Annotated in this window: 26 protein-coding genes; 9 read left to right on the forward strand and 17 right to left on the reverse strand. The window is 63.2% G+C overall.

Going from position 1 to position 26155, the window contains the following annotated elements:
• Window positions 1-14: 14 nt before the first annotated feature.
• The 12 genes from KW062_RS14115 to KW062_RS14170 form a co-directional block, all read right to left on the reverse strand.
• On the reverse strand, window positions 15-785 hold the full coding sequence (locus KW062_RS14115; protein ID WP_027620748.1) for an anti-sigma factor family protein: 771 nt from the start codon (window positions 783-785) through the stop codon (window positions 15-17).
• On the reverse strand, window positions 782-1279 hold the full coding sequence (locus KW062_RS14120; RefSeq protein ID WP_177327290.1) for an RNA polymerase sigma factor: 498 nt from the start codon (window positions 1277-1279) through the stop codon (window positions 782-784). The genes KW062_RS14115 and KW062_RS14120 overlap by 4 nt, the downstream gene beginning before the upstream one ends.
• A gap of 60 nt (window positions 1280-1339) precedes the next feature.
• Complete coding sequence (locus KW062_RS14125; protein ID WP_027620750.1) at window positions 1340-1882, reverse strand: tetratricopeptide repeat protein; 543 nt, start codon at window positions 1880-1882, stop codon at window positions 1340-1342.
• A gap of 78 nt (window positions 1883-1960) precedes the next feature.
• Window positions 1961-3352 carry an amidohydrolase family protein gene (locus KW062_RS14130; RefSeq protein ID WP_105756048.1) on the reverse strand — a complete coding sequence of 464 codons (1392 nt, stop codon included), beginning with the start codon at window positions 3350-3352 and terminating at the stop codon, window positions 1961-1963.
• A gap of 27 nt (window positions 3353-3379) precedes the next feature.
• A complete protein-coding gene (locus KW062_RS14135) occupies window positions 3380-4735 on the reverse strand; it encodes a nucleobase:cation symporter-2 family protein (protein WP_105756047.1) in 1356 nt (451 codons plus the stop codon).
• A gap of 83 nt (window positions 4736-4818) precedes the next feature.
• Complete coding sequence (locus tag KW062_RS14140) at window positions 4819-5871, reverse strand: CobW family GTP-binding protein (protein ID WP_027620753.1); 1053 nt, start codon at window positions 5869-5871, stop codon at window positions 4819-4821.
• Window positions 5872-5935: 64 nt separating this feature from the next.
• Window positions 5936-6622, reverse strand: a complete 687-nt coding sequence (locus tag KW062_RS14145; protein WP_027620754.1) for a UbiX family flavin prenyltransferase — start codon at window positions 6620-6622, stop codon at window positions 5936-5938.
• Window positions 6619-8004, reverse strand: a complete 1386-nt coding sequence (locus tag KW062_RS14150; RefSeq protein ID WP_105756046.1) for a UbiD family decarboxylase — start codon at window positions 8002-8004, stop codon at window positions 6619-6621. The genes KW062_RS14145 and KW062_RS14150 overlap by 4 nt, the downstream gene beginning before the upstream one ends.
• A 160-nt stretch (window positions 8005-8164) precedes the next feature.
• Entirely contained in the window at window positions 8165-9070 is a 906-nt protein-coding gene (locus tag KW062_RS14155; protein WP_027620756.1) for an amidohydrolase family protein, read from the reverse strand.
• 4 nt (window positions 9071-9074) lie between these two features.
• Window positions 9075-10004 carry an amidohydrolase family protein gene (locus KW062_RS14160; protein WP_027620757.1) on the reverse strand — a complete coding sequence of 310 codons (930 nt, stop codon included), beginning with the start codon at window positions 10002-10004 and terminating at the stop codon, window positions 9075-9077.
• Window positions 10005-10288: 284 nt separating this feature from the next.
• Entirely contained in the window at window positions 10289-11548 is a 1260-nt protein-coding gene (locus KW062_RS14165; RefSeq protein ID WP_105756142.1) for an IS256 family transposase, read from the reverse strand.
• A 142-nt stretch (window positions 11549-11690) separates the two neighbouring features.
• Window positions 11691-12578, reverse strand: a complete 888-nt coding sequence (locus KW062_RS14170; protein ID WP_105756045.1) for a LysR substrate-binding domain-containing protein — start codon at window positions 12576-12578, stop codon at window positions 11691-11693.
• Window positions 12579-12697: 119 nt separating this feature from the next.
• On the opposite strand from KW062_RS14170, the gene KW062_RS14175 reads away from it, so the two are divergent.
• The 6 genes from KW062_RS14175 to KW062_RS14200 all read left to right on the forward strand — a co-directional run bounded on the left by KW062_RS14175 (window position 12698) and on the right by KW062_RS14200 (window position 18539).
• Window positions 12698-13162 (forward strand): (2Fe-2S)-binding protein, encoded by a 465-nt coding sequence (locus KW062_RS14175; RefSeq protein ID WP_027620759.1) that lies wholly within the window; start codon window positions 12698-12700, stop codon window positions 13160-13162.
• The gene (locus KW062_RS14180) at window positions 13162-15366 is read left to right on the forward strand and encodes a xanthine dehydrogenase family protein molybdopterin-binding subunit (RefSeq protein WP_105756044.1); all 2205 of its coding nucleotides are present in this window, start codon (window positions 13162-13164) and stop codon (window positions 15364-15366) included. Before KW062_RS14175 ends, KW062_RS14180 begins: the two co-directional genes overlap by 1 nt.
• A gap of 6 nt (window positions 15367-15372) precedes the next feature.
• Entirely contained in the window at window positions 15373-16281 is a 909-nt protein-coding gene (locus KW062_RS14185) for a LysR substrate-binding domain-containing protein (protein ID WP_105756043.1), read from the forward strand.
• Between the two features lie 72 nt (window positions 16282-16353).
• The gene (locus KW062_RS14190) at window positions 16354-17850 is read left to right on the forward strand and encodes a helix-turn-helix transcriptional regulator (protein ID WP_105756042.1); all 1497 of its coding nucleotides are present in this window, start codon (window positions 16354-16356) and stop codon (window positions 17848-17850) included.
• A 121-nt stretch (window positions 17851-17971) separates the two neighbouring features.
• The gene (locus tag KW062_RS14195) at window positions 17972-18232 is read left to right on the forward strand and encodes a DUF1652 domain-containing protein (RefSeq protein ID WP_081786426.1); all 261 of its coding nucleotides are present in this window, start codon (window positions 17972-17974) and stop codon (window positions 18230-18232) included.
• Window positions 18233-18338: 106 nt separating this feature from the next.
• Entirely contained in the window at window positions 18339-18539 is a 201-nt protein-coding gene (locus KW062_RS14200; protein WP_027620764.1) for a hypothetical protein, read from the forward strand.
• On the opposite strand, the gene KW062_RS14205 is transcribed toward KW062_RS14200, so the two are convergent.
• Together KW062_RS14205 and KW062_RS14210 are read right to left on the reverse strand one after the other, a co-directional pair.
• On the reverse strand, window positions 18529-19926 hold the full coding sequence (locus KW062_RS14205) for a sensor histidine kinase (RefSeq protein WP_105756041.1): 1398 nt from the start codon (window positions 19924-19926) through the stop codon (window positions 18529-18531). The genes KW062_RS14200 and KW062_RS14205 overlap by 11 nt on opposite strands.
• Window positions 19904-20587: a response regulator transcription factor gene (locus KW062_RS14210; RefSeq protein WP_027620766.1), complete on the reverse strand. Its 684-nt coding sequence runs from the start codon at window positions 20585-20587 to the stop codon at window positions 19904-19906. Before KW062_RS14210 ends, KW062_RS14205 begins: the two co-directional genes overlap by 23 nt.
• 336 nt (window positions 20588-20923) lie before the next feature.
• Between KW062_RS14210 and KW062_RS14215 the strand changes: the two genes are divergently transcribed.
• From KW062_RS14215 to nudC, 3 genes are all read left to right on the forward strand, one after another.
• Window positions 20924-21865: a hypothetical protein gene (locus tag KW062_RS14215; RefSeq protein WP_105756040.1), complete on the forward strand. Its 942-nt coding sequence runs from the start codon at window positions 20924-20926 to the stop codon at window positions 21863-21865.
• A gap of 239 nt (window positions 21866-22104) precedes the next feature.
• Window positions 22105-22917, forward strand: a complete 813-nt coding sequence (locus tag KW062_RS14220; protein WP_027620768.1) for a crotonase/enoyl-CoA hydratase family protein — start codon at window positions 22105-22107, stop codon at window positions 22915-22917.
• A gap of 6 nt (window positions 22918-22923) precedes the next feature.
• Window positions 22924-23754 carry an NAD(+) diphosphatase gene (gene nudC / locus KW062_RS14225; protein WP_027620769.1) on the forward strand — a complete coding sequence of 277 codons (831 nt, stop codon included), beginning with the start codon at window positions 22924-22926 and terminating at the stop codon, window positions 23752-23754.
• Here the strand turns inward: nudC and KW062_RS14230 are convergent.
• The 3 genes from KW062_RS14230 to KW062_RS14240 all read right to left on the reverse strand — a co-directional run bounded on the left by KW062_RS14230 (window position 23722) and on the right by KW062_RS14240 (window position 26116).
• Window positions 23722-24501 (reverse strand): TSUP family transporter, encoded by a 780-nt coding sequence (locus KW062_RS14230; RefSeq protein WP_027620770.1) that lies wholly within the window; start codon window positions 24499-24501, stop codon window positions 23722-23724. The two genes, nudC and KW062_RS14230, sit on opposite strands and share 33 nt — an antisense overlap.
• An 88-nt stretch (window positions 24502-24589) precedes the next feature.
• Entirely contained in the window at window positions 24590-25528 is a 939-nt protein-coding gene (locus KW062_RS14235; protein ID WP_105756039.1) for a helix-turn-helix domain-containing protein, read from the reverse strand.
• 87 nt (window positions 25529-25615) lie between these two features.
• Window positions 25616-26116, reverse strand: a complete 501-nt coding sequence (locus tag KW062_RS14240) for an outer membrane beta-barrel protein (RefSeq protein ID WP_027620772.1) — start codon at window positions 26114-26116, stop codon at window positions 25616-25618.
• Between the last annotated feature and the right edge of the window lie 39 nt (window positions 26117-26155).

Below are 26155 nucleotides of genomic sequence, written 5' to 3' on the forward strand. Positions count from 1 at the left end.
ATCCCTGAAGCTCATCAGACATCCAACCGACTACGCAACAACACCGCCATTGCCTCCAACTCCTCCGGGGAGTTGCGGCCGATCACCAGGTAGGCGTGATTCTGCCCCGACCAATAAACAATATTCATCCCGTGCCGTACTTCGTGGGCCGGGGCCTGGGGGCCGTTGTTGGAGCGGGTGATGCACAGGGCGAAGGGGCCGTGCAGCGGGTCGAGGTAAGTGATCTGGGCGATGGGCACGCCATCGTATTCGAGCAACTGCGCGCGTTTGAAGCGCGGTTGGGTCAGCTCCAGCTGGGCGGGTGTCAGCGGCAGGCCGAGGCGCTGGTCGATGATCTGCAACTGCGCCAACTGCGCGGCCGGGTCGGCTGGCAGATGTTCCAGGGTCTGCGGGATGTACAGCGACATATAGTCCGCCACCAGCGCCCGCCAGTTGCTGGTCTTTTCCTCCTTGTCTTCCATCCAGTGCAGAAACAGCCGATCGACCGCGACCCCGGCCACCAGAAAACCGGCGGCAGTGGCGAGGAACAGCCGGCGATTGAGCGGCGTGGCCAGCAGTGGCGTGGGCAGCACCTCAAGCATGCGGCTCATGCGCTCCATGGGGGCTTGGTCGAGCAGGCTGGCATAGGCGCCCTGAAACGGCAGGTCGCTGTGCATCAGCCACTCCAGGCGCTGTTGCAGGGCCGGATCACGGGCGAGGTTGTCGTCGAACTGCCGGCGTTCTTCGCTGCTCAGTTGACCGTCGAGGTAAGCCACCAGCCGTTCATCACTGCAGGTCGTACTCATCGCCGTTCTCCACTGGGGTTGCTGGACACCGAGCGCAGCGGTGGGTGCTCAGCCAGCTTCAGGCGCGCCGCGGCCAGCCGGCTCATTACGGTGCCGATTGGAACGGCCAGCACCTCGGCCACTTCGCGATAGGACAAGCCCTCGACATACGCCAGGAACACCGTCTCGCGCTGGGCTTCGGGCAAGGCATCGACGCGCCGGATCACCTGCGCAGCCAGCACATGCAGGTGCGCGACCTGTTCGCCATCGAAAGCCAGCACCGCGTCCGCCGGCGAAAGCCCTTCGCCCTGACGCACCTTCTGCGCACGCACTTCATTGAGCCAGATCGAATGCAGGATGCGCAGCAGCCAGCGGTCCATGTGGGTGCCCGGGACAAACTGCCCGGCGCGCTCCAGCGCCCGCACACAGGTGGCTTGCACCAAGTCTTCGGCGACATGCCGCTGGCGCGACAACACCAGGCCATAGCGCCACAGACGTGCCAGGTGCTGGCTCAATTCGGCTTTTACCACTTGATCGCTGGCGATGGCGACCTCCGTGACCCGTGCTCGAGTCCGTCAGGTATTCGATGAATCGGCAATGGCCTCGGCCAGGTCCTGGTATTCCTCGCAGGTGGTGCTGCAAATCGCCTTGATCTGCTGTAACTGTTCCTGCGCCAGGTCGAGGCGGCCTTTGATCACATAGGCTTCACCCAGGTACTCACGCACTTTGGCGTAGCGTGGATCGAGCTTGACCGACTCCAGGTAGTACTGGATGCCTTCATCGGTACGGCCGAGCTTGCGAGTAGCATAGCCGCGATAATTCAGGGCGATCGCGGTGTTGGGTTGTTCGAGGGTGTCGAGCAGGGCCAGGGCTTCTTCGTAGCGACCGGACTTGGCCAGGCGATAGGCGTACGTAGTGCGGTCGGCATCCGGGACCAGGCGGCTTTGTTGGCTTAGACAGCGTTTGCTCTTGCTGTCCCAGACCTGACCTTTGGGGCAGTTGGGGGCTGGCGGTGCGTCTTCTTCGCCGTGGGCCAGGACCAGCGGGCTGCCGAGCAGCGCGATCAGGTAGCCGGCGATCAGCAGCGGAGCGCTGTGGGAAGGGGTACGGATAGTCATAAGGTTCTCCGAGTTGCGGCGCATATTAATGGGCAACACTCGGAGAACACTTCAAAGCGGCGTTTTATTCATTCGCGTTTAATCCATCGCCTCCTGCAGCAACTGCTGCACTCCTTCACGGGCTTGGGCACGCAGTTGCGCCAGATCAAGCCCCGGAATCACTCCGTCATCCACCACCAGGCGCCCGCCGACCAGGCTGTAGCGCACGGCAATCGGCTCGCCGGCCACCACTGGTGCCACGCCGATGTCGTGGAAACCGAGGAAGCGCGGGTGATCCAGACCATACAGCACCAGGTCCGCCGCTTGCCCGACTTGCAGGGTGCCGACCGCGCCCAGCCCTAAAACCTGGGCCCCACCGGCGGTGCCCCAGTGGATCACCTCTTCGGCGGTCGTCGCACTGGCGCCCTGGGCGGCACGGTGGATCAGCCACGCCGTGTGAGCCTCGCCGACCATGCTCCCGGATTCGTTCGAGGCCACGCCGTCGACCCCCAGGGAAATCGGCACGCCGGCGGCGGCCATGGCCGGCACCGGGGCGATGCCGCTGCCGAGCCGCGCATTGCTCACCGGGCAGTGGGAGATGCCGCTGCCGGTCTGCGCCAACAGGCGGATCTCGGACGGCTGTAGATGGACCATATGGGCGAACCAGACGTCCGGGCCCAGCCATTCATTTTCGGCGACGAATTCCACCGGCAGGCAGTTGTATTTCTCGCGGCAGAAATTCACGTAGTTCTGCGTCTCCGACAGGTGGGTGTGCAGGCGCAAACCCATGCCGCGCGCCGTGTGGGCCAGCTCGCGGAGTAGGGTGGGCGGCAGCGAGAAGGTCGGCGTGGTCGGCGCCACCACCACCCGGCGCATCGCGTCCGGGGCGTCCTGGTGGTAGCGCGACTTCAGCCGCTCGATGTCGCCGACCATTTGATCGAGGCTTTCCGGCTGCAGCGCGGTTTTCGAGAACCCGGGGTGAGCGCTGGCCGACTCCAGCGCGCCGCCCCGGCAGAGGACGAAGCGCAGGCCGAACTCATCGGCGATCTCGAACAACTGGTCGCCGCTCTCGGTGCTGCCGTTGGCGTGATACAGGTAATGATGGTCGGCGCAGGTGGTGACTCCCGACAACAGCAATTCGGCCATGCCCAGGCGCGCGGCGATGCGCGTCAGTTGCGGGGTAAAGCGATTCAGACGCGGGTAGGGCACGCTGGCCAGCCAGCCTTGCAGGTCCTGATTGATTCCGGCCGGCACCGCCTTGAGCAGATTCTGGAACAGGTGGTGGTGGGTGTTGACCCAGCCCGGGTACACCACGCAATGGCGGGCGTCGATTACCCGCTCGCCGGGCTGCGCTTGAAGGTTGGCCGCCATCTCGCTGATGCGTCCGTCTTTGATGCGAATGTCGACATTGCCGGCGCGAGCGCTCTGGCCACGGAGTCCGGTCATCACCGCCGCCGGGTTCTTGATCAGGATGTTTTGGGTGGATGTCATGGACTTCTCCAGGGCAGAAATAATCAGTCAGAGGCTGTGGGACGGGGCGCGCTTGCCGGCGCTTTCCGGGCGGGTGACGCCGTTCAGCGCGGCGTTGAGCAGCACCGAGACCAGGCAGGCGATCACCACGCTGCTGTGCAGGAACGGCTGGCTCCACTCGGGCAATTGCTTGAACAGCGCTGGGACGAGCACCGGCACCAGCGCGGCGGCGATGGTGAAGGCGACAATCAGCACGTTGTAGCGGTTGCGCTCGTAGTCGACTTTGGCCAGGGTCTGAATCCCCGCTGCCGCGACCACGCCGAACATGGCGATCCCGGCGCCGCCGAGGGCGGCGGTGGGCATCGAGGCAATGATCGCCCCGGCCTTGGGCACCAGCGCGATGGCGCACATCAGCAGGCCGCTGACGGCCACCACCCAGCGGCTGCGCACCCCGGTGAGGATCACCAGGCCGACGTTTTCCATGAAGGCAATGAACGGAAAGGCCGCGAACATGCCGGCGATGGTGCTCGCCAGACCGTTGGCGCGCAGGCCGTTGATCACCTGCTTGTCCTGCACCGGCTTGTCGACGATGTCGCCAATGGCCACGAACAACCCCATGGACTCGACCATCTGCACGATCATTACCACCACCATGGTCGCAATCGGAATGATGCTGAAAGTCGGCAGGCCGAAATAGAAGGGGTACGGCACGGTGACCCAGGGCGATTCCTGCACGCTGTGCAAGTCACCCATGCCCAGCCCGTAGGCCAGGCCGGCGCCCACCAGCATGCCGACCAGCACCGCCATGTTGCGCAGCAGCGGACTGCCAAAGCGGTTGACCAAGAGGATGGTCACCAGCACCACCAGCGCCACCGCGAGGTAGGCCGGTGCGCCGAAGTCGCTGGCGTGACGCCCGCCGCCGACCCACTCATAGGCAATCGGAAACAGCTGCAGGCCGATCACCGTGACAATGCAGCCGGTGACCACCGGCGGGAAAAACCGTCGTAATCGCCCGACGAAGGGTGCCGCCAGCAGGGTGAAAATCCCCGCGCCAATCACCGCCCCGCAGACCCCGGCGAAGCCGACCTCCGGATTACTGCCGATAGCGATCACTGGGCCGACGCTGCTGAAGGCCACCCCCTGGAGAATCGGCAGGCGCACGCCGAACTTCCAGAAGCCGACGGTTTGCAGGAGGGTGGCGATGCCCGAGCAGAACAACGTTGTACTGATTAGCACCACGGTATCGGCCTGGGACATCTTCAATGCACTGGCGACAATCAACGGCACGGCGATCGCACCGATGTACGAGACGGCCATGTGTTGCAGGCCTAGGGTGAGCATCTGACGGACCGGCAAAATCTGGTCCACGGGGTGAATGGCGGTTGTCACGGAATCTGCAGACATGGTCAAACCTCTGGCGTTTTGTTGTTGTTGAGAGGAACCCGTTCAGTCTGTCCGGAGCCGCCATCCACCGGCTCCAGCGTTGTTCAGCCGGCGAGGCAGGCGGCAAAACCCTGGTTCAGCGCCGCCCGATCCAGGTCGCGGCCGATGAACACAATCTTGCTGCTGCGCGGCTCATTGCCCCACAGGGTCGAGGCGCGGAACTCCACCAGGCTATGCACGCCCTGCAGTACGTAGCGCTGGTCCTGGTCCTTGACCGCCAGCACACCTTTCATGCGGTACAGGGTCTCGGCCTGGTCGTTGCGCAACTGGCTGATCCAGCGATGGAAGGCACCGAGATTGACCGCGCCGTCGACGCTGATACCCACCGAAGACACGCTGGGGTCGTGCTCGTGCTCAAGTTCATCGTGTTCATGCTCATGCCGGTGATCGTCGGCGTGGTGCTCGTGCTCGGCGCCGATCTCCATGAGTTTCTGGGTCGACTCGAAGGCGCCCACGCCGAGGATCCGCGACAGGTCGATCTGCGCGTAGTGGCTGGTGACCAGTTCTGCGGTGGCGTTGAGGCCACGGATTTTAGCGCTCAGGGCGGCGACTTCGGCTTCGCTGACCAGGTCGACCTTGTTGATCACAATGCGGTCGGCGCAGACAATCTGGTCCACCGCCTGGTTGTCGACGCCGTCCAGTTGCAGGTCTTCGAGATGCTGGGCTACGTGCTTGGCGTCGACCATGGTCACGATCGCATCGAGTTCCACTTCCTCGGCGATCGGGTCATTGATGAAGAAGCTTTGGGCCACCGGGTACGGGTCGGCCAGGCCGCTGGTCTCGATCAGGATATGGTCGAGGCGCACCGGGCGCGCCACCAGTTCGCGGACGATGCGCACCAGGTCCTCGCGGACTTCGGCGGTGCAGCACACGCAGCCGTTGACCATCTCGTAGATTTCTTCGGTTTCCGAACTGAGCACCAGGTCGCCGTCGATGCCGACCTCACCGAACTCGTTCTCGATCACCGCGATCTTGCGCCCGTGGTTCTCCTTGAGGATGTAATTGAGCAGAGTGGTTTTGCCGGCGCCGAGGAAGCCGGTGAGGATGGTGACGGGGATCTTGCGGTTGGGGGTTGGGGCGTTGAAGGGAGTGGTCATGTGAGGCTCCTTGACGGGTCAATGTGCGATGGGGCTTTGTGCAAATGGGCGATGTGGGATGGGGTTATGTGGGGTGAGCTTTTTGTAGGAGCGAGCCTGCTCGCGAAGAGGCCGTGTCAGTCACCGATGATGTGACTGACTCACCGCCTTCGCGAGCAGGCTCACTCCCACAGGGGAGGTGTGTGTCCGGTTCGCGCCAGCGCAGTGCCGTACCGCTGTCGAGGCCAAACAGGTCGAGGACTCGGCCCAGGCTGTGGTCGATCATCTGCGCCAGGTTCTCGGGGCGGGCGTAGAACGCCGGCACGGGCGGGGCGATGATTCCGCCCATTTCGGTGACGGCGGTCATGTTGCGCAGATGCGCCAGGGTCAACGGGGTTTCCCGGGCCATCAGCACCAGGGTGCGGCGTTCCTTGAGGGTGACGTCGGCAGCGCGGCTGATCAGGCTCGACGAAGTGCCTGTGGCTATTTCCCCGAGGGTGCGCATCGAACAGGGCGCGACCACCATGCCCAGGCAACGGAACGAACCGCTGGCGATGCCCGCCGCCACGTCATCGCTGCGGTGGTAGTGGCTGGCCAGGGCGGTCACATCGGCCAGCTTGTAGTCGGTCTCGTGGGCCATGGTCAGCAGCGCCGCGCGGCTGATCACCAGGTGGCTTTCGATGCGCAGTTCGGCGAGCAACTGCAGCAGGCGCACCCCGTAGATAAAGCCCGAGGCGCCGCTGATGCCCACCACCAGGCGCTGCGCGGTCATGACCGTAGCCCTGCGAGCAGATCCCGGGCCCTGGCTTGCACCTCTTCACTCAATTGCGCGCGAATGCCATCGAAGCTCGAACCGCGGGTGGCATCCAGGCCCATGCGCGAGGTGGTGCCATTGACCGAGGACGAAGGGTCGAGCGGACTGCCGGGCAGGCCGTCGATGACGAACAGGTCCTGATGCGGCTGGAAGTGCGTGGCCAGCGCCCACAGCACCTGGCTGTCGTCGCTGATGTCGATGTCGCTGTCCACCGCGATCACGCTTTTCAGGTAGGGATCCCAACCCAGCAATGCCAGCATGATTTGCCGGGCTTCGCCGTCGCGGCTCTGGTCGAGGGCGACGTAGCAATGAAAGTGGGTGCCGGAGTTGGGGTAGTGCACGGCGGTCACTGCCGGGAAGCGCGCCTTGAGCTTCTCGCTCATCTCCGCTTCACGGGGCAGGCGGGCCAAGGTCAGGTGCTCGGCGTAGCGCCCGCCGACCACGTCCACCAGCCAGGCGTCCTTGCGCCGCAGCAGGGTGTCGACCCGCAACACATTGTTGGTCGAGCGGTCGGAGGAGTAGCCGCTGAACTCGCCGAACGGCCCCTCTTCAGCGTAGGCCGTGGGGTCGATGGCGCCCTCGAGGACGAACTCGGCAAAGGCCGGCACGCCGATGCCATAACGCGGGGTCTTGACCAGTTCCAGCGGCGCGCCGAACAGACCACCGGCCACGGCGCGTTCGTCGCTGCCAAACGGCAGGCGCGCGGCGGCGGCGAGCATGAACAGCGGATGGGCGCCGATGACCATCGCCACCGGCAGTTCTTCACCGCGCTCACGGGCAGCCTGGAGCATGCGCCACAGGTGGCCGCGTGAGTGCAGGCTGGTGGCCAGGGCCTGGCGCGCATGCTTCATCGAGCGGTGATAGCTCATGTTGGCGATGCCGGTCACCGGGTCCTGGGCGATGATCACCGCATTGGTGATGTAGGGCCCGCGGTCACTGTCGAAATGCTTGAGCATTGGCAGCAGCGCAAGGTCCACGGCTTCGCCTTCATATATTTCGTCGAGCACCGGGCCGGTCTCGACGTAGCGTGGCGGGATTGGGTTGTTGGCGCGAGTCTGGAAGGTTTCGTGGAGCTGCGCCGCAGTGACGCCGAACAGACGGGCAATGCGAGTGCGCGAGGCGAACAGGTTGGTCGCCACCGGCACGCCCAGTGCGCCGACCTGCTCGCAGATCAACAGCGGCTCGTGGCCCTGGCCGGCGAGGGCATCGACCAGCGCAGTGACGTCCTGGTCGGCCGACAGTGGCTGGTTGATGGTCAGCACATCGTCGGGGAATTGCTGGCGATAGGCATCGATGAAAACGTGGAAATCCTGGGTGTCGCCAAGGGTGAAGAGGGTCATGGATGCACCTCGTATTAGCTATGTGCGCAGAGATCTCTGTGGAGATCCCTGTGGGAGCGAGCCTGCTCGCGAATGCGGTTTATCAGCCAGCATCAATGTTGGATGTGCCGGCCATTCGCGAGCAGGCTCGCTCGCACAGGTACCAGTACCGGTATTGCGCTTAGAGGTAGGTCGTGGTCAGGCGAATATCCGCCTCGATCAGGTCCTTGGGCGGCGGTGTCGGCTCGATGCCGCAGAGCCGGGCGATGTTGTTGCCCAGGTAATCCTCCAGGTGATCCTCATCGATCCCCAGGCCTTGCGGCGCCGGCGAACACAGGACTTCCAGCTCACGCAGCCACATCCCCGGTTCGTTCGGCGGCGAGTCGGTGCCGAAGACGATCTTGTTGCGCGGCAACTCCTTGGCGAACTCGACAATCCGCGACTGGAAGCACCAGCCCGATTCGCAGTACACGTTGGGGGTGTCCATCGCCATCCAGAACGCCTCGAACGAGTAGTTGCCGCCGGTCTGGATACCGAAGTGGCCGATGATGAAATTGACCATCGGGAACTCGCGGATGATCGGGTAGAACATGGTCGGGATGGTGTACGGCCCGTCACCGGTGTGGATCAGCACCACGATGTTGTACTTGGCGCAGACTTTCATGGCCGGGCGCAGCCAATCCAGCGCGCGGTCCGGGCGGTAGCCGTGCATGTTGGCGTGCAGCTTGAGCATCTTGAAACCGTATTCCTTGATGTGGAACTCCAGCTCCGCCGCACCGTTTTCCGGTCCCCAGCGCGGGTTGAAGTTGAAGTTGCCGATGAAGCGATCCGGGTACTTCACGCACAGTTCGGAAATGTACGACATGTAGTCGCGCACGCCTTCGCGGCCGCGGCGGTTGCCGTCACGGTAGCCGGTGTTGCCCGGTGGCGGCTGGATGAAACCCATGTCGATCCGGCGTGGCTTGCCGTTGATCATGTAGGGGCCGTCCATCAGCTTGAGCATGCGCTCGCCGGTGAAGGGTTCGCCGGTGTGGCGCCAGGCCTCGTCGACCAGGTTGGTGGGGTGCAGATGGGTGTCGATAATCATCGCTTCAGCTCCTGGCCAATTGGCTGGTGACGGGGCGCTTGAGCTGCGCCTCTGCTTCGCAAACGGTGCGCGGTGGCGGGGTGGGTTCGAGGCCGATCATCCGCGCGGTGTTGTTGCCCAGGTACTCTTCGAGGGTGTCCTCGTCGAGGTTCATGCCCTGCGGCGGCTCGTGGCACAGCACTTCCAGCAGGCGCAACCACATGCCCGGCTCGTTCGGCGGGGTGTCGGTGCCGAACAGGATCTTGTGGGTCGGCAGGACCTTGGCGAACTCGACGATCCGCGACTGCAGGCACCAGCCCGATTCGCAGTAGACGTTGGGCAGTTCCATGGCCCATTGCATCGGCTCGAACACGTAGACCCCGCCGGTCTGCACGCCGAAGTGCGCCATGATGAAATTGACGTTGGGGAATTCCTTGATCATCGGCACCCATTCCGACGGGATGCTGTAGGGCCCGTCGCCGGTGTGCAGCTTGACCGGGATGCCCAGCTCGGCGCATTTCTCGAAACACGGCCGCACCCAGTCGAGGGCGCGATCGGGGCGGTAGGCGTGCATGTTGGCCTGCATCTGGACCATCTTGAAGCCGTGCTGGGTGACGTAGCGCTCGATCGCCTCGACGCCGTTCTCGACGCCGCAGCGTGGGTTGTAGACGAAGCAGCCAATGAAGCGGTCGGGGTAGGTCTGGACCATCTTCAGGGTGTACGCCATGTAGGCGTCGATGGATTCGCGGCCCGACAGTTCACCGTCGGTCCAGGTGTAGATGGTGTTGCCCTGGGGTGGCTGGATGAAGCACTTGTCGATGCGCCGCGGTTTGCCGTTGACCATATAGGGGCCATCCATCATCTCCAGCAGACGCTCGCCGGTGAAGGGGTCACCGTCATGCCTCCAGGCGAGGTCCACCAGGTCGGTGGGATAGCAACTGATATCGATGATCATTGAAGTCGATCTCCTGATAGAGCGGGGAAGGGAACCTTGCGGTTCACAGCAGCCACGTCCCGGGCAATCGGCCGTTTCTATGGATGACGCATCACCCATTCCCTCGCCTGTGAGCATCCGGCTCGGGACGCTGTCTGCATGGGGGCGAGTATTGGGAGAGGGGGTTGGGTTCGTACAATATTAATTGGGCGAAGGGGTGATAGGCGGGGGATATGGTTGGGCGGGACTGTCAGATTTTTTGTGTGCGGGCCGGTAATGGCCTGCCGTCAGGCAGGCCCTGATTTTCACCAGGTCGGCCTGATGAACCGATCTCCGTACAGAATCGCAAATTGATTCATCGCACTTTTCCAGTCATGGGCCGCTGAGCCCCAGTTTGCCGTGATGTTTCGTAGCCCCAACCAGATCAGTTTGGTCGCTGCATCGTCGTTCGGGAAGTGGCCACGGGTCTTTATGATCTTACGTAGCTGAGCATTGATGCTCTCAATCGCGTTGGTGGTATAGATCACCTTCCGGATGGCGGGCGGGAAAACAAAGAATGGAATCACTCGATCCCAAGCGCGTCTCCAGGCGGCCACGACCGTTGGATACTGTTTGCCCCAAGGCCCGTTTTCAAACTCATCCAAGGCCTGCTCAGCCGCTTCTGCGTTGATGGCCTGATAAATCGGCTTCAGCGCCTTGGCCAGTGCTCGACGCTTGTCCCAAGCCGCGTAGTCCAGGCTGTTGCGAATCAGATGCACAATGCATGTCTGCAGTGTTGTTTCTGGAAACACTGCGCTGAGGGCCTCTGGCATGCCCTTGAGGCCATCGGTCACGGCAATCAGCACGTCCTCGACGCCTCGCGTTTTGAGGTCGTTGAACACCTTCATCCAGAACTTCGCACCCTCGGTGTTCTCGATCCAGATGCCCAGGATATCGCGCGTCCCGTCGGGTAAAACACCCAACGCCAGGTAAATGGCCTTGTTGCGTACCAAGCCTTCTTCGCGGATCTTCACCCGTAGCGCATCAAAGAAAATGACCGGGTACATCGGCTCCAGCGGGCGCTGTTGCCACGCGCCAATCTCTTCCATGACCTCGTCGGTCACAGAGCTGATGAAATCGGGCGAGACGTCCGTGCTGTACTGCTCAGAAAGAAACGCACGAATCTCTCTGACCGTCATTCCACGGGCGTACATGGCGATGATCTTGTCATCGAAACCGGTATAACGGCGCTCATGCTTGGGGATCAGAATCGGCGAGAAACTGCCGTTGCGGTCGCGCGGAATATCCAGGCGTATCGGGCCATCGCCGGTGAGCACCGTCTTGCCGCTCTTGCCGTTGCGCTGGTTGGTTTCGTCCTCCGGGCGCTGCGCGCCCGATGGATAACCCAAATGGTGGCCAAGCTCGGCATTTAGGGCGCGTTCAATCAGCGCTTTCTTGAAGGCCGCAGAAGCCTCTTCGATCGCCTCAGCGGTCATCAGTGTTTGAGGGAGTTGATCCAGCAGTTCCTTTGGAAGCTTCGGCAGCTCCCGCACCGGTTGGCGCTCAGATTTCTTTTTGGTTGGCATACATGCACCTCTTACTCATGTTATGCCCGAACACAAAATTTCTGACACCCCCGGTTGGGCCGCCTCATTGCAGCGGTGGCGTCTAGTTCCCACAGGATTGCGCTCGATCACAAAGGTTGAGCACAGCGCCCCCCCCCAATACCTAAACCGTAGCCGCCGCCATCCCCCGCACCACCTCCACCACCCCAGCGACCCGCTCGCCATGCCCCGGCGGCCACACCGCGTATAGGTTGTAATGCGCGGCAATCTGCGCATCGTTCAGCGCCACCAACCGCCCACTGCGCAACGCATCCGCCGCCAACAACCCCCGTACCAGCCCGGCGCCAACCCCGGCTTCGGCGGCGGCGATCAGGTTGGCGGCGTTGTCGAAGACCACGCGTGCGCGAGGCTCACGGGGTTCGAGGCCGGTGGCGTCGAGCCAGGGGATCCACGAGCGGCGGGTGTAGCCCAGCAGCGGCAGTTGCAAAACTTGCGCCGGGCTGATCGGCAGTTGCAGACCGTGGCGTTGCAGAAGCTCGGGGGAGGCGACGGCCAATACTCGGTCGCCGCAGATCTGGGTCATTTCGCAGTCTTCCCAATCGCCATAACCGTAACGCAGCGCCAGGTCGACCCGTTCGAAAGCGCTGCGGTCCGAGCGCGGCATCGACAGCAACACCACCTCGGTGTCCGGTAGCGCTGCCAGCAGTTGTGGCAGACGCGGGTTGAGCCAGCTCTGCGCCAGTTCGCTGTCGACATCCAGGGTCAGGCGTTGGCCGATGCTGCGATTTTTCACCGAGGACAGCGCCCGGTCGACCTGGGCCAGGCCATCGGAGAGCACGCTGGCGAACAGTTGTCCGGCATCGGTCAGGGTGCTGCCGCCGCCTTCGCGGACGAACAGCGGCTGGCCAATGAAGTCTTCCAGGGAGCGGATTTGCTGGCTGATCGCGCTGTGGGTGAGGTCGAGTTTGCGCGCCGCACTGGAAAAGCTGCCGCTGCGTGCCGCCTGAATGAACGCGTTCATCGACTGCACCGAGGGGTATCGCTTGTACATGCTGTTAGTCCTCCTTACAGCGCTTGGCAGAAAACGTCGCTGGCCCGATTTGCCACGGCCTTTCAATAATCCCGGCACCAGGCCCGCACAAAGACGGGCCGCTCTGCGGGAGCCTGACAATGATCGACCTTACGGTAAACGGCGTACGACACGAGCAGGTAGAGGCTGAGCCCTCCATGCCCTTGTTATGGGTATTGCGTGATCGCCTGCACCTCACCGGCAGCAAATTCGGTTGTGGGATGGGCCTGTGCGGTGCCTGTACCGTGCACCTCGATGGTGTCGCGGTGCGGGCGTGCCAGTTGCCGGTCAGTGCCGCCGTCGGCCATCAGATCACCACCATCGAAGGCTTGTCGCCGAGTAACAGCCACCCCTTGCAACTGGCCTGGGTCGCCGAAGATGTGCCGCAATGCGGCTACTGTCAATCCGGGCAGATCATGTCGGCAGCGGCCTTGCTCAACACCGGCGCGGCAGTGACCGACGATTCGATCCGCAACGCGATGTCCGGCAACTTGTGCCGTTGCGGCACTTACGGGCGCATCAACAAGGCCATCATCCGCGCGGCTGCCGCGACGAAGGAGGCCTGATGAACCGTCCTGAACTGCCGCGCCGCACCTTCCTCAAACAGGCCGCCACTGTCGCTTCGGGCCTGGCCATTGCGTTCTATCTGCCACCCAGCCTGGCCGGCGATGTCAAAGCACCGGCAGCGGCCAGCGAGTTCGAGCCCAACGCCTGGGTGCGGATCTTTGCCGATGGCACGGTCAAGCTGGTGGTGCACAAGCACGACTCCGGCACCGGCACTCACACCGCCCTGGCGGCCTGCGTCGCCGAAGAGCTGGACGTCGACCCGATGCGGGTCCAGGTGATTTCCCCCGAAGATCCATTCTTCGAGGCTTACATCCACCCGGTATGGAAAGTCTTTTCCACCGGCGGCAGCACCAGCGTGTCCCTCGAATACGAGCGTCTGCGCACGGCCGGCGCCACTGCGCGCGCTTTGCTGATTGCCGCGGCGGCCCAGCAATGGCAGGTCAACCCGGCCAGTTGCCGCACTGACAACGGCCGCGTGCTGCACGGCGACGGCCAGCGCAGCCTGGGCTACGGCGAACTGGTGGCGCTGGCGGCCAGCTTGCCGGCGCCCGCGCAGGTCAGTCTCAAGGATCCGGCTGAGTTCAAGTACATCGGCAAGCTGCGGCATAAGCGCGACGCCGCGGCCAAGGTCTGCGGCGGCTTCAAGTACAGCCTCGACGTACAATTGCCCGGCATGCTGGTGGCGGTGCTGCAACGCACCCCGGTGGTTGGCGCCAAGGTGCTGGACATCGATGCCCGTGCGGCGCTGAAAGTGCCGGGGGTGCGCAAGGTGCTGCAGATTCCGGGGCGCCCGGACGTACTGGGCGGCAATCAGGAAAGCGTCGCGGTGCTCGCTGATGATTACTGGGCGGCGCGCCAGGGTCGGGCGTTGCTCAAAGTGCAATGGAGCGAGTCGGCGCTCAAGGATTTCGCCAGCGCCGAATTGCCCGCCGCCCAGGCTGCGGCGATTGGCGACGGCAAGGCACTGCGGGTGCCGACCCTGAGCGCCGGTGACGTCGGTAGCCAATGGCCGCTGGCGAAACAACTGGTCGAAGCGGACTACGTCATGCCCTACAAGGTGCAGAACCCGCTGGAACCGCTGTGCATCACCGCTCAGGTCAAGGACGGCGCGATCACCTATTGGGGCGGTGTGCAGGTACCGTCGTCGGCGCTGGAAGCGGCCGAGGTGGTGTGCAAGATTCCCAAGCACAAGGTGACGATCAATGAAATGGTCTCCGGTGGCAGCTTCGGTGCGCGCGAATCCAAGTACTGGTTGTTCGAGGTCGCCTACCTGGCGCAACAGGTCGGAGTGCCGGTGAAGTTGATGAACAGCCGTGAAGACGAAATGCGCGCGTTGTTCGCTCATCCGGCGACCTTTCACCGCATGAAGGGCGCGCTGGATGCCGATGGCAGCTTGCGCGCCTTGCAGCTCAATGCGGTGTCGCCGGCCTCACCGGAGCAATGGGAACCGGGCTATTTCGAGCGCCCCGATCACATGGATTACAGCACCACCGAGGCCATTACCGCCTGGGATTTTGCCTACCGTGCTCCGCACCTGGACCTGGCCTGGGTCCGTCATGAACCCGGCGTGCCCAGCGGCTGGTATCGCTCGGTCAGCTTCATCCCCAACGTGTTTGCCGTGGAAAGCTTCATGGACGAACTGGCCTATGCCGCCGGCCGCGATCCATTGGCCTTTCGCCTGGCCCACATGCACGAGCGGCCACGCCACGTCAGCGTGCTCCAACAGGCCGCCGCCCGCGCCGGTTGGGGCCAGCCGCTGCCGGAAGGGGCGGCGCTGGGCATCGCCACCAATCAGGGCTACACGAGCTTTATCGCGGTGGTCGCGCGGCTGGTGAAACAGGCCGGCGAGATCCGCGTCGACAAGCTGACCTGTGTGGTCGATTGCGGCCTGGCGGTGTCGCCGGGCGGGGTCGAGGAGCAGATCTACGGCGGCCTGATGTGGGGCCTGGGCCATGGTTTGTTCGACCGCATGGAGATGAAAAGCGGTCAGGTCGTGCAGAGCAATTTCCACGACTACCGGGTGCCACGCATGTCGGACATGCCCGAAGTCGACATCCTGGTGCTCGACGGTGAACCCTCCAAACCGGGTGGCGTCGGTGAGCTGGGCAGCCCCTCGGTGGCGCCGGCGATTGCCAACGCGCTGTTCAGCCTGACCGGCATCCGCCAGCGTTCGACGCCGCTGGACCTGAGCGTGACGGGGTAATGGGCCATGGACCTGCGCCTGTTGCGTTACTTCATGGCCCTGGCCGAAGAGCTGCACTTCGGTCGCGCCGCCACCCGGCTGCACATCAGCCAGCCGCCCTTGAGCCAGCAGATTCGTCTGCTGGAAGAAGAGCTGGGCACGCCGTTGTTCGAGCGCAGCCACCATCGGGTCGAGTTGACGCCGGCCGGCGCGGTGCTCAAACAGCAGGCGCCGCTGGTGTTCGAACAGCTGGAGCGGGCGCTGGACCTGACCCGCCAGACCGGACGCGGGCAACTCGGCGAACTGGAAATCGGCATGATCAGCTCGGTGATGGTCGGCGTGCTGCCACGGGCCTTGCGTCGTTTTCGCGAGCGCTATCCGCAGGTGACCTGGCGCCTGCACGAAATGACCCCGGCGGCCCAGTTGACTGCGCTCAAGGAGAAGCGCATCGATGCCTGTGTGTTCCGGGTCGGCACCGATGATCCCGACCTGCGCAACGAATTGCTGATCTATGAGCCGATCCGCGTGGTACTGCCGATGGATCATCCGCTGGCGGCGCGTAGCACCCTGGCTCCGGCTGACCTGGCACTGGAGCCCTTTGTCGCGCTGGAGCTGAAGCAGTCGCGCTTCGCCAATTTTCTCTACGAGTGTTGTCTGAAGGCCGGCTTCACCCCGCAGATCAGCCAGCAGGTGATCGAGGTGCAGACCTTGCTCAGCCTGGTCCGCGCCGGCTTTGGCGTGGCCTTGTTGCCGGCCTCGATCGAGCAACTGGCGCCAGCCGGGGTGGTGTTTCGCAGCCTCAAGCCGGCCTTGCCCCAGGTGCCGCTGTACGCGACTTACCGCGCCGACGACAGCTCGCCGGTGCTCAAATTGTTCCTCGACACCCTGCGCGAATTGGTGCTGGAGGAGGGCGCGCTTGCCGCGCGCGTGCACTAGCGCTGCACTATCCTCAAGCGCTGCGGTCGTACCCTTCACAAGGGCTGCGGCCCAGCGAATCGGGGAGATGCAATGAGTCAGGATGTTCTGGTCGCCGAAACCAATCGCCGCCAAATGCAGCAGATCATCGCCGGCTTGTCCGACGGCGTGATCCTGCTGGATGCCGATAAAAGCCTACTGTGGGCCAACGATGCGGTGCTGTTGATGCACGGCGTCGAACGTATCAGCGACCTGGGCAGCAATGCCCGCGAGTACGCGAAACGTTTCCGCTTGCGCTATCGCAACAACCACCCGGTGGCGCTGAAAAACTACCCCATCAGTCGCGCGGCCAATGGCGAAACCTTCAGCGATGTGCTGGTGGAAGTCACGCCCACCGCCGACCTCGAACGCACCTGGGTGCACCGCGTGCGCAGCCTGGTCCTGACGGATGCGCAGGGCGCCGTGGATTCCATGGTGCTGATCTTGAGCGACGCCACCGAATGGGCCGGCGCCGAGCAGCGCTTCGAAAAAACGTTCAATGCCAACCCGGCGCCTGCGGTGATCTGCCGTCTCAGCGATTTGCGTTACATCAAGGTCAATCAGGGTTTCGTCGATATGACCGGTTTCACCCGTGAGCAGATCATCGGCCGTTCGCTGTATGAACGCGATGTGCTGGAGGATGCCGAGCGCCGCGAGCTGGCGATCGAGCGTCTGAGCCAGGGCATCACCATTCCGCAGATGCAGGCTGATCTGCGGGTCGCCGATGGCAGTCGCAAACTGGTGGTGGTGGCGGGGCAACCGCTGGAGCTCAATGAAGAGCCTTGCATGTTGTTTTCCTTCGTCGACCTGGAGTTGCGACGGCGCGCTGAAACTGCCCTGCGCCATAGCGAGGAGCGCTTCGCCAAGTCATTTCGCATGAGTCCGGTGCCGACCCTGGTGTGCAGCGCCGACACCCTGGAGATCGCCGAAATCAACGATGCGTTCATCCACACCAGCGGCTATTCGTCGGAGGAGCTGTTGGGCAGGACCCTGGCGGATATCGGCCTGACGGACAGCAAGGACGCCTCCAGCAAACTGTTCAGCGAACTGAAAAAGCACGGCCGGCTCGACAGCCTCGACCTCAAGGTCCACAGAAAAGGCGGTGAGCTGATCGATTGTGCGGTGTGGGCCGACACCGTGAGCATTCACGAGCACAGCTGTTACTTGCTGGTGCTGATGAACATCACTGAGCGCAAGCGCACCGAGACCGAGCTGGTGGTGGCCATTGAGGAAGTGATGCAGGACGCCTCCTGGTTCAGCCAGACCCTGATCGAAAAGCTCGCCAACGCCAAGAACCCGCAGCGGGCTCAGCAACCGGGGGTGACCTTCACCGAACTGACGGCCCGTGAGCGCGACGTGCTGGGGTTGATCTGCGAGGGCTTGGCTGACAAGGAAATCGCCGCGCGCCTGGGGCTGGCGCCCAATACCATCCGCAATCACGTATCCACGGTCTATTCGAAACTGGCGGTACACAGTCGCAGCGAAGCCATCGTCTGGGCGCGTGAACGCGGCTTGTTTGGCTCCGAGCATCGGGCAAAACGCCCGAAATGAAGGTGCAAATGCACTAGTGAAACCAGTGCAATTTCGGCTTCTGGTACAGGGCAGGGCTCCTTAGGCTGTCAGGGTGAGATGACGTCCGGTGGACGTCGGCATATCCCTTCCCAGCACACAGGTGCCTGCCTTGATCAGCCAAGCGCAACTGCGCAGTTACATTGAACGTGCCCTCTCGCCCCTGGCGTGCGAGTTGGCCGTGGACGGCGACGGCTCCCTGACTCTGCGGGTGTTCGAGCCCCTCAGCGGCCAGGTCAATCTGGTGGTGACCGGTATCAAGCCCGGCAAGTTGCACAATGACAGCGACCTGCAGCAAATGGTCGAAGAGTTGCGCTATGAGTTGGGCAGCAGTGGCCTGCGACGTCTGTGGTCGGGTGAGTAGAGTCGGTTGAACTATCGCCGGGTGGTGCCGCTCTACTGCTCAGGCGTGCCCGGTATCGAGCCGCTTCCCACTCATCAGAATCGCAGGCCACCTCATGCACCCATTAATGAGATCTGCCCTGGCTGCACTGCTGTTGGCGTTCGCCGCCCTCGGTGGTTGCGCCAGCCCGCCGCCACCGACGGTAGTGGTTCAGGCGCCTCCGGTAAAAACCTGCAACAGCAACGAAGACACCCAAGTGTTGGGCGACGCCCGTGCCGAAGGTGAGGTGACCCGAGTCACCACGACCACCCGTTGCATCACGCAGTAGGCGCCAGCAGGCGTTGCCGGCAATCGAGGGTCAGGCGTGCGCCGCCGCGTTCGCTGACCCCGACGTCGAGGCTGAAACCGTGCAACTGGACGATGGCGGCGACAATCGACAGACCGAGGCCAAAGCCGCCGTTCTGCGCGCTGTCGTCGACCCGATAGAAGCGCTGGAACACCGCTGCGCGTTTGTTGGCGGGAATTCCCGGGCCCGAGTCGGCGACCTCGATTCGCGTGCTGCCGGCCTGATCGCTGGCCCGCAGGATCACCTCGCCACCCGCCGGGGTGAACTTGATCGAGTTGCTCAACAGGTTCGACAGCGCCTCGAACAGCAGCGCGCGGTCGCCGGTTACCGGTGGCAAGCTTGAGGGCGCTTGCAGGCACAAGCTCAACTGGCCTTCCTCGGCAAGCGGCAGGTAGAAATCGTGCAGTTCCTGCAGCAGTGACAACGGGTCGAACAACACAAAGCCCGAGCGGCGCTGCTGGTCTTCCAGTTCGGAAATCCGCAGCAAGCCGCGAAAGCGCGCCATCAGGGTGTCGGTTTCGCCGATCACCTGGTCCAGTTGCGCGGCTTCGGCGGAGCCTTCCCCAGCCTGCTGCTGCATCCGGTACAACTGGGCGCGCAGGCGGGTCAGCGGGGTGCGCAGGTCATGGGCGATGTTGTCGCACACGCCCTTGACCTCGTTGACCAGGCGCTCGATGCGTTCGAGCATGGCGTTGACGATGGCGGCAAGCATGTCCAATTCGTCGCGGCGACTGGACAGCGGCAGGCGGTGATTGAGGTTGCCGGCGACTATGGCTTCGGCGCTGGCTTGCAGGGCGTGAATCCGTTGCAAGGGCCGGCGGCGCAGCAGGTACCAGCCGGCGACTCCCGGAATGATGGTCAGCGATACCCCCCACAACAGCGCGTGGAGGATGATCCGCGTCACCGCAAACAGCGAGCCGTTGTCGCGCACCAGCACCAACCAGCGTCCGTCGAGGGTCGGGGTGGCCACAGCGTCGCAACTGGCATGGGCCAGCAGGCTGTCGTCCGGGTCACCGCAGTTGTCGAGTTCATGCACCTGGCCGTCCAGCGGCAGGCCTTCGGGAATCTGCCGGATCAGACCGTGCAGCGGTCGTTGCAGCGCATCGAACAGGCCATAGGCATCGACTCCGCGCTGGTCGAAGGTGCGGCTGGCGAGCAGGGCTTCATCCAGTTGTCCGCCGTGAAAGCGCGAGAACAGGTGCTGACGCTGCATCATCGAATGCCGCGCCAGGTTGTCGAGGTAGCTCGACACTTCGTAGTACATCACGCCCAGCAACAGGCAGCTCCAGACCACGAACAGCGAGCTGTACAGCGCCAACAGGCGGCTGCTGGACGAGCGCCAGCCTTTAGACGGGTTCAGCAATGACATAACCCGAGCCTCGCACGGTGCGGATCAGCGGCAGCAGGCCCGGTGGGTCGACCTTCTTGCGCAGGCGGCCGATATGGACGTCGATCAGGTTGGTGCCGGGGTCGAAGTGGTAGCCCCAGACCTCTTCGAAAATCATCATCCGCGAGAGGATCTGCCCGCTGTTGCGCAGCAGGAATTCCAGCAGTTTGTATTCGGTGGGCAGCAGGGTCAGCACCTGGCCGGCGCGGGTGGCTTCGCGGCTGATCAGGTTGAGTTCGAGGTCGGCGACGCCGAGGGTGGTTTCGAAGTTCTTCACCGTGCTCTGGCGGCGCAGCAGGACTTCGACCCGGGCGGCCATTTCGTCGGTGGCAAAGGGTTTGGTCAAGTAGTCGTCGCCACCGGCACGCAGGCCGCGCACTCGTTCGTCGACGTCGGACAGGGCGCTGATCATCAGGATCGGCGTCGACACGCCCATGGTGCGCAGGGTGGTGACGATGGCCAGGCCGTCGAGCTCTGGCAGCATGCGATCGAGGGTGATCAGGTCATAGTCGCCACTGACCGCCCGCGCCAGACCTTCGCGACCATTGGCCACCCAGTCGACGTCGAGGCCATGGCTGCTCAGCTCGGCAACAATCTCCCGCGCGGTGACCGCGTCGTCTTCAATGGTCAGGATTCGGGTCATGGGGTTTGCCTGGGGTGAATGGATTACCGGCGTAGTGTGCCAAGAAATGGGCGTGGGGTTGCTAAATTAACTTTCATACAGGGTCGTAGGTGCTGGCTTGTCAGCGAAAGCGCCGGCAAGCCGGCTCTACAGTGTTTTTCGGATTTGGCACCTATTGCGTTTGACACAGTGCATTTAACCCGCCCTCAGACACAGATTGTTGCAAATTGCATGACCGCCGTTATCGAAGAATCTCATAACTAACTGAAATAAAAAGGTTTCCTCAATTCCGCCAACTGGCACGTCCACTGCAATTCTCCAGGTGAAGCGTTTTCCCATGCCTGGAGCACCACCACTATGAATAGATCCTCCGATATGTATCCCACCGACCTGCCGGCCTCGAGTGCCGTATCAGGTGTGTCCTGGGCGGCGATTTTTGCCGGGGCGGCTGCCGCTGCCGCGTTGTCGCTGATTCTCGTGGTGCTGGGTTTCGGCCTGGGCTTTTCGGCGGTGTCGCCGTGGGCCGACAGCGGGGTCAGTGCCAAGGGCCTGGGGATATCGACCATTGTCTGGTTGGCCTTCACGCAGATCGTCGCTTCCGCACTCGGTGGTTATATCGCCGGACGCCTGCGGGTGAAATGGGAAAACATGCATGGCGACGAGGTGTATTTCCGCGACACCGCCCATGGCTTCCTCGCCTGGGCAGTCGCCACCTTGGTGACCGCCACACTGGTGGTTGGCTCCATCAGCAGTGTCATCAGTGGGGGGGTGCAAGCCAGTGCCAGCGTTGCCGGTGGGGCGGCCAGTGCCATGACTCAGGTGGCCGGCACCGCTGCCAGCCAGGGCTCCAGCAATGATTACGGCTATTTCGTCGATACGCTGTTTCGCGATGACCGTCCTGCCGCCGTCAGCGATGATGCCGCCCACGCTGCCGTTGCACGGATCTTCGTGCAGACCATGGGCAACGACGGCCAACTGACCCCGGAAGACCGTACCTACCTCGCGCAACTGGTAGCCCAACGCACCAACCTCAGCCAGGCCGACGCCGAGCGCCGGGTCGATGAGGTGTTCGCCAAGGCGCGTCAGGCGATTGAACAAGCCAAGCAAACCGCCCAAGAGGCTGCCGACACCGCCAGCACCGTTGCCGCCTGGACCGCGTTGTGGACGTTCGTCGCGCTGCTCTGCGGTGCTTTCTTCGCCAGCCTCGCGGCTACCTTCGGCGGTCGTCGCCGGGACGCCGTGGTGTACCTGGAACCGGTCGGCTATATCCCTGCCACTTCGCCAACGCCACTTCGCTAATCAGAGGAGTATTCCCATGCGCTCACTTCTATTGTTCTTCCTCGGTGTGCCGATCCCGATCATTATTCTGATCGCGCTGTTCATGCACTGATCCCTTTACCGGCTGCAACCGACCGCGCCTGCCCCGAGCAGGCGCGGTTTTTTTCAGTCCTGCTTTTGGCCGATGCACTGCCTTCGACCGTCAACCCAGGCTTGCTATAGTCCGGGGCTCTTTTCCAGCTCCAGCAAGGATTACTGCCATGCCCGAATATCAAGCCTTTCGCGTCGAACTGGCGGACAACATCGCCCATGTGCAGATCAACCGCCCGGAAAAGATCAACGCCATGAATGCCGCGTTCTGGACCGAGATCATCGAGATTTTCCAATGGATTGACGACACCGATGAAGTCCGCGCTGTGGTGATCAGCGGTGCCGGCAAGCACTTTTCCTCGGGCATCGATCTGATGATGCTGGCCTCGGTGGCCACGGAAATGGGCAAGGACGTCGGGCGTAACGCACGTCTATTGCGCCGCAAGATTTTCGCCCTGCAGGCCTCGTTCAATGCCGTCGACAAATGCCGCAAGCCAGTGCTGGCAGCCATCCAGGGTTATTGCCTGGGCGGCGCGATCGACCTGATCAGCGCCTGCGACATGCGCTACGCCGCCGCTGACGGGCAATTCTCGATCAAGGAAATCGATATCGGCATGGCCGCCGACGTCGGGACCTTGCAACGCTTGCCGCGCATCATCGGTGACGGCATGCTGCGCGAACTGGCTTACACTGGTCGCACCTTTGGTGCCGAGGAAGCTCAGGCCATCGGCCTGGTCAACCGGGTTTACCCGGACGCCGCCAGCCTGCTGGAAGGGGTAATGGGCATTGCCCGCGAGATCGCTGCCAAGTCGCCGATCGCCATCGCCGGGACCAAGGAAATGATCAGCTATATGCGTGATCACAGCATCAACGATGGCCTGGAATACATCGCCACCTGGAACGCCGCCATGTTGCAATCCAACGATCTGCGCGTGGCCATGGCCGCCCATATGAGCAAACAGAAACCCGAATTTCTGGATTGAGTGCACATGACTTCACGCTGGACCACTGCAGTACTGGACACCGATACCCCTGGCGGCTGGGCCGTGGCCCGCAGCCCCGAGGGCTTTTTATTCGATGACAACGGCGCGTTGTTTCCCCGCGAATGGCTCAAGCGCCAGGAGTTGTCGGTCCTCGCCGAACACGGCATCGGCCACCTCGACGGCGAGCCGGTGTACCTGCTTGAACTCAAGGCCGCCAGTGAGGTGCCGGGCTGCAACTGGAAGGGCTTGCGAGCGTTCATGCTCGAAGGCGATCACACCCTGTACAAGGTGCTCGGCTATGCCGCGCAAATCGGCACTTGGGCCCGCGAGCATCGCTTTTGTGGCAACTGCGGCCAGGCCATGGTCCAGGTTCCGCGTGAGCGGGCGATGTACTGCGCGCCGTGCGAATTGCGCAGTTACCCGCGAATTTCACCGAGCATGATCGTGCTGATCACCCGTGGCGACGAAATCCTGCTGGCGCGTTCGCCGCGTTTTGTCAGTGGGGTCTACAGCACGCTGGCCGGGTTTGCCGAGCCGGGGGAGTCGGCCGAGGACTGTCTGATTCGTGAGGTGCGCGAAGAGGTGCAGATCGAGGTCAGGAACATTCAGTACATGGGCAGCCAGTGCTGGCCGTTCCCGCACTCGATGATGCTGGGTTTTCACGCCGAATACGCCAGCGGCGAGATCGTCCCGCAAGCCGACGAGATCGAAGACGCGCAGTGGTTCAACATTCACGCGCTGCCGCCGTTGCCGGCGTCGCGCTCGATTGCCCGTTACCTGATCGACGTCTACGTCGCGCGGCGCTTAGGCCACGCTGAACCAGTGCTGCCAGGCTAGGCGCACGGTCAGGCCGAGTACCACAGTGATGAACACCGGGCGAATGAACTTCGCCCCACCGCTGATGGCGGTGCGTGCGCCAAAGAAGGCGCCGACCATCACTGCCACGCCCATGCTTACGCCGATGATCCAATCCACCTGCCCGGAAAATATGAACACCGACAGCGCCGCCGCGTTGCTCACAAAGTTCATGCTGCGTGCTACGCCGCTCGCCTTGACCAGATCGATGGGGTAAAGCAGCAGGCTGCTGACCGTCCAGAACGCCCCGGTGCCCGGACCGGCCACGCCGTCATAGAAACCCAGGCTGAAGCCCTGGCTCGACTGCCATTTCTTTTTGATCGGCGCATCGCTGTCGGTCGGCGTCTTGGGCGTGCCGCCGAACAGCAGGTACAGGCCGCAGGCGAAGACAATCACCGGGAGCATCTTGTTCAGCCATTCGGCCGGCAGGTAGTGGGCGACGATCGCACCGGTCAAGGCGCCGACCAGGGTCCCGACGATGGCGTGCACCCACTGCCTTGGATGGAACAGCTTGCGCCGGTAGAAGGTCACGCTGGCAATGGCCGAGCCGAAGGTCGCGCTGAGCTTGTTGGTGCCCAGTACCAGATGGGGCGGCAGGCCGGCGGTGAGCAGGGCCGGGGTGGTCAGCAGGCCACCGCCGCCGGCAATGGCATCGATGAAACCGGCAATGAACGCGACAGCGACCAGAATGGCCAGGGTGGTGAGATCTACGCTGAGTTCGAAAGGCATGGGGTCGACTTATTCGGTGGGGCGGTGGGGGTAAGACAGGCCGCCATCTTACCCGTAACCTTTTGTCGCCGCGACCGTCGACGGGGTGTCAGGCGCTGTTGCGGCGGAACGTCTGTGACGGCGTTTCCCCGTAGATGCGCTGATAGTCCTGGGAGAAGCGCCCAAGATGGAAGAAATTCCACTGCATGGCGGTTTCGGTGACCGTGGCCCAGCGCTGGGTCAGCAGGTCGTGCCGGGCATTCGACAGGCGCAGTGTGCGCAGGTAAGCCATGGGCGTGGTGCCGAAGGTCTCGACAAAGCCCTGGTGCAAGGTGCGCCCCGGGGTGCCGAGGGTTTGGGTCAGTTGCTGCATGGTCACTGCGGTGTGGGCGTGAGCGTGCAAATAGTCGATGGCCTGGCTGGCGACTTTGCGCCGCAGCGGCGCCTCGCGGGTCGACTCGAGCGCAGGGCTGAGGGCCTGCAGCAGCGAACTGAGCAAGGTCGCTTCCCATTGCGCACCGGTCAAGGCATCGGGCGGATGGCGCTGGTTCAGCGAGACGCTGATGGTATTCACTGCCAATTTCAGCGAGCACAGGTCCGGTGCCTGATAGCGCTGGTCGCGACGCTGCTTGAGCACGTCGACAGCACCCTGGGCTTGGCGGCACTGCTCGTAGTGTTCGAGGGTGGTGGTGACGGTGAACAGCGCTTCATCCGGCTCCCCCAGGTAGTGCACTTCTTCGCCGCTGTACAACACCATCAGCTCGTTGGGGTGCAGCCGTTGCTGGTTCCAGGTCGGCCGGCCGGTGGCCGATTGCGACAGGGCCAGGGTGACGTGGCCTTCGGGCACGCTGCTGACGGCGCTGATCGAACAGCCGAGGTCGAAGCGGCTGTGGCGCAGGCGTGGGCCGCGGACGTGGCGCAGGCGCTGCACCCGTGCATCTTTTTCGATGGACGAGAAGTCGATGCGCCAGAAGTCATTGCCGACGGACAGTTGGTCCAGGGCTACGGATTCGAGGGTGAGCAGAGCGGGAGACGCAAGGGTAGTCATGCTGGACAGTGAGGGTGCCTGGAAAACGCAAAACGATGTCTGAAAGGATCAAACCGGGCGAACACGGTGCGCGCCCGGTGTGTGTAATCAGAACAGTATAAAGGCAGAGGCGGTGGTTTGATTCAGATCGATGTCACCGACTTGCAGCACTTCGTACTCGGCGCGGATGCCGATGTTGCGGAACACGTCCATTTCCACCCCGGCGCCGTAGGTCAGGTCGACCCCGGTGTCGTCGTCGGTGGCATTGCCGTCGGCGTCCCAGGCGTGGGCCCCGACGCTGCCGAACAGACGGAAGCGCTGGCCCAGGGGAAAGCCGACATGGGCGGCGACCTGCGCCGAATGGCCTTCGAAGTCCAGGTTATCTTCCTTGAACTTGCCCAGATCGACGATCGCGCCCTCGAACGCCAGGTAGCCATTGGCGCGGTAGCCGGCAAAGACCTTGTAGCTGTTGTCTTCATCGCTCAGGGAGCTGTTGTCGGTTTCGATCTGGGTCAGGCCCGCGCCCACATAGAAACCCTTGTCATCGGCCAATGCCGGCAACGACAGCAACGAAATCAGGGACGCGATGGCGAACTTACGAAATGGCATGTGCAGTGCAATCCTTAAACATGAAGGGGGTGAGGTGTT

This window comes from Pseudomonas fluorescens, from assembly GCF_019212185.1.
Classification (GTDB): domain Bacteria; phylum Pseudomonadota; class Gammaproteobacteria; order Pseudomonadales; family Pseudomonadaceae; genus Aquipseudomonas.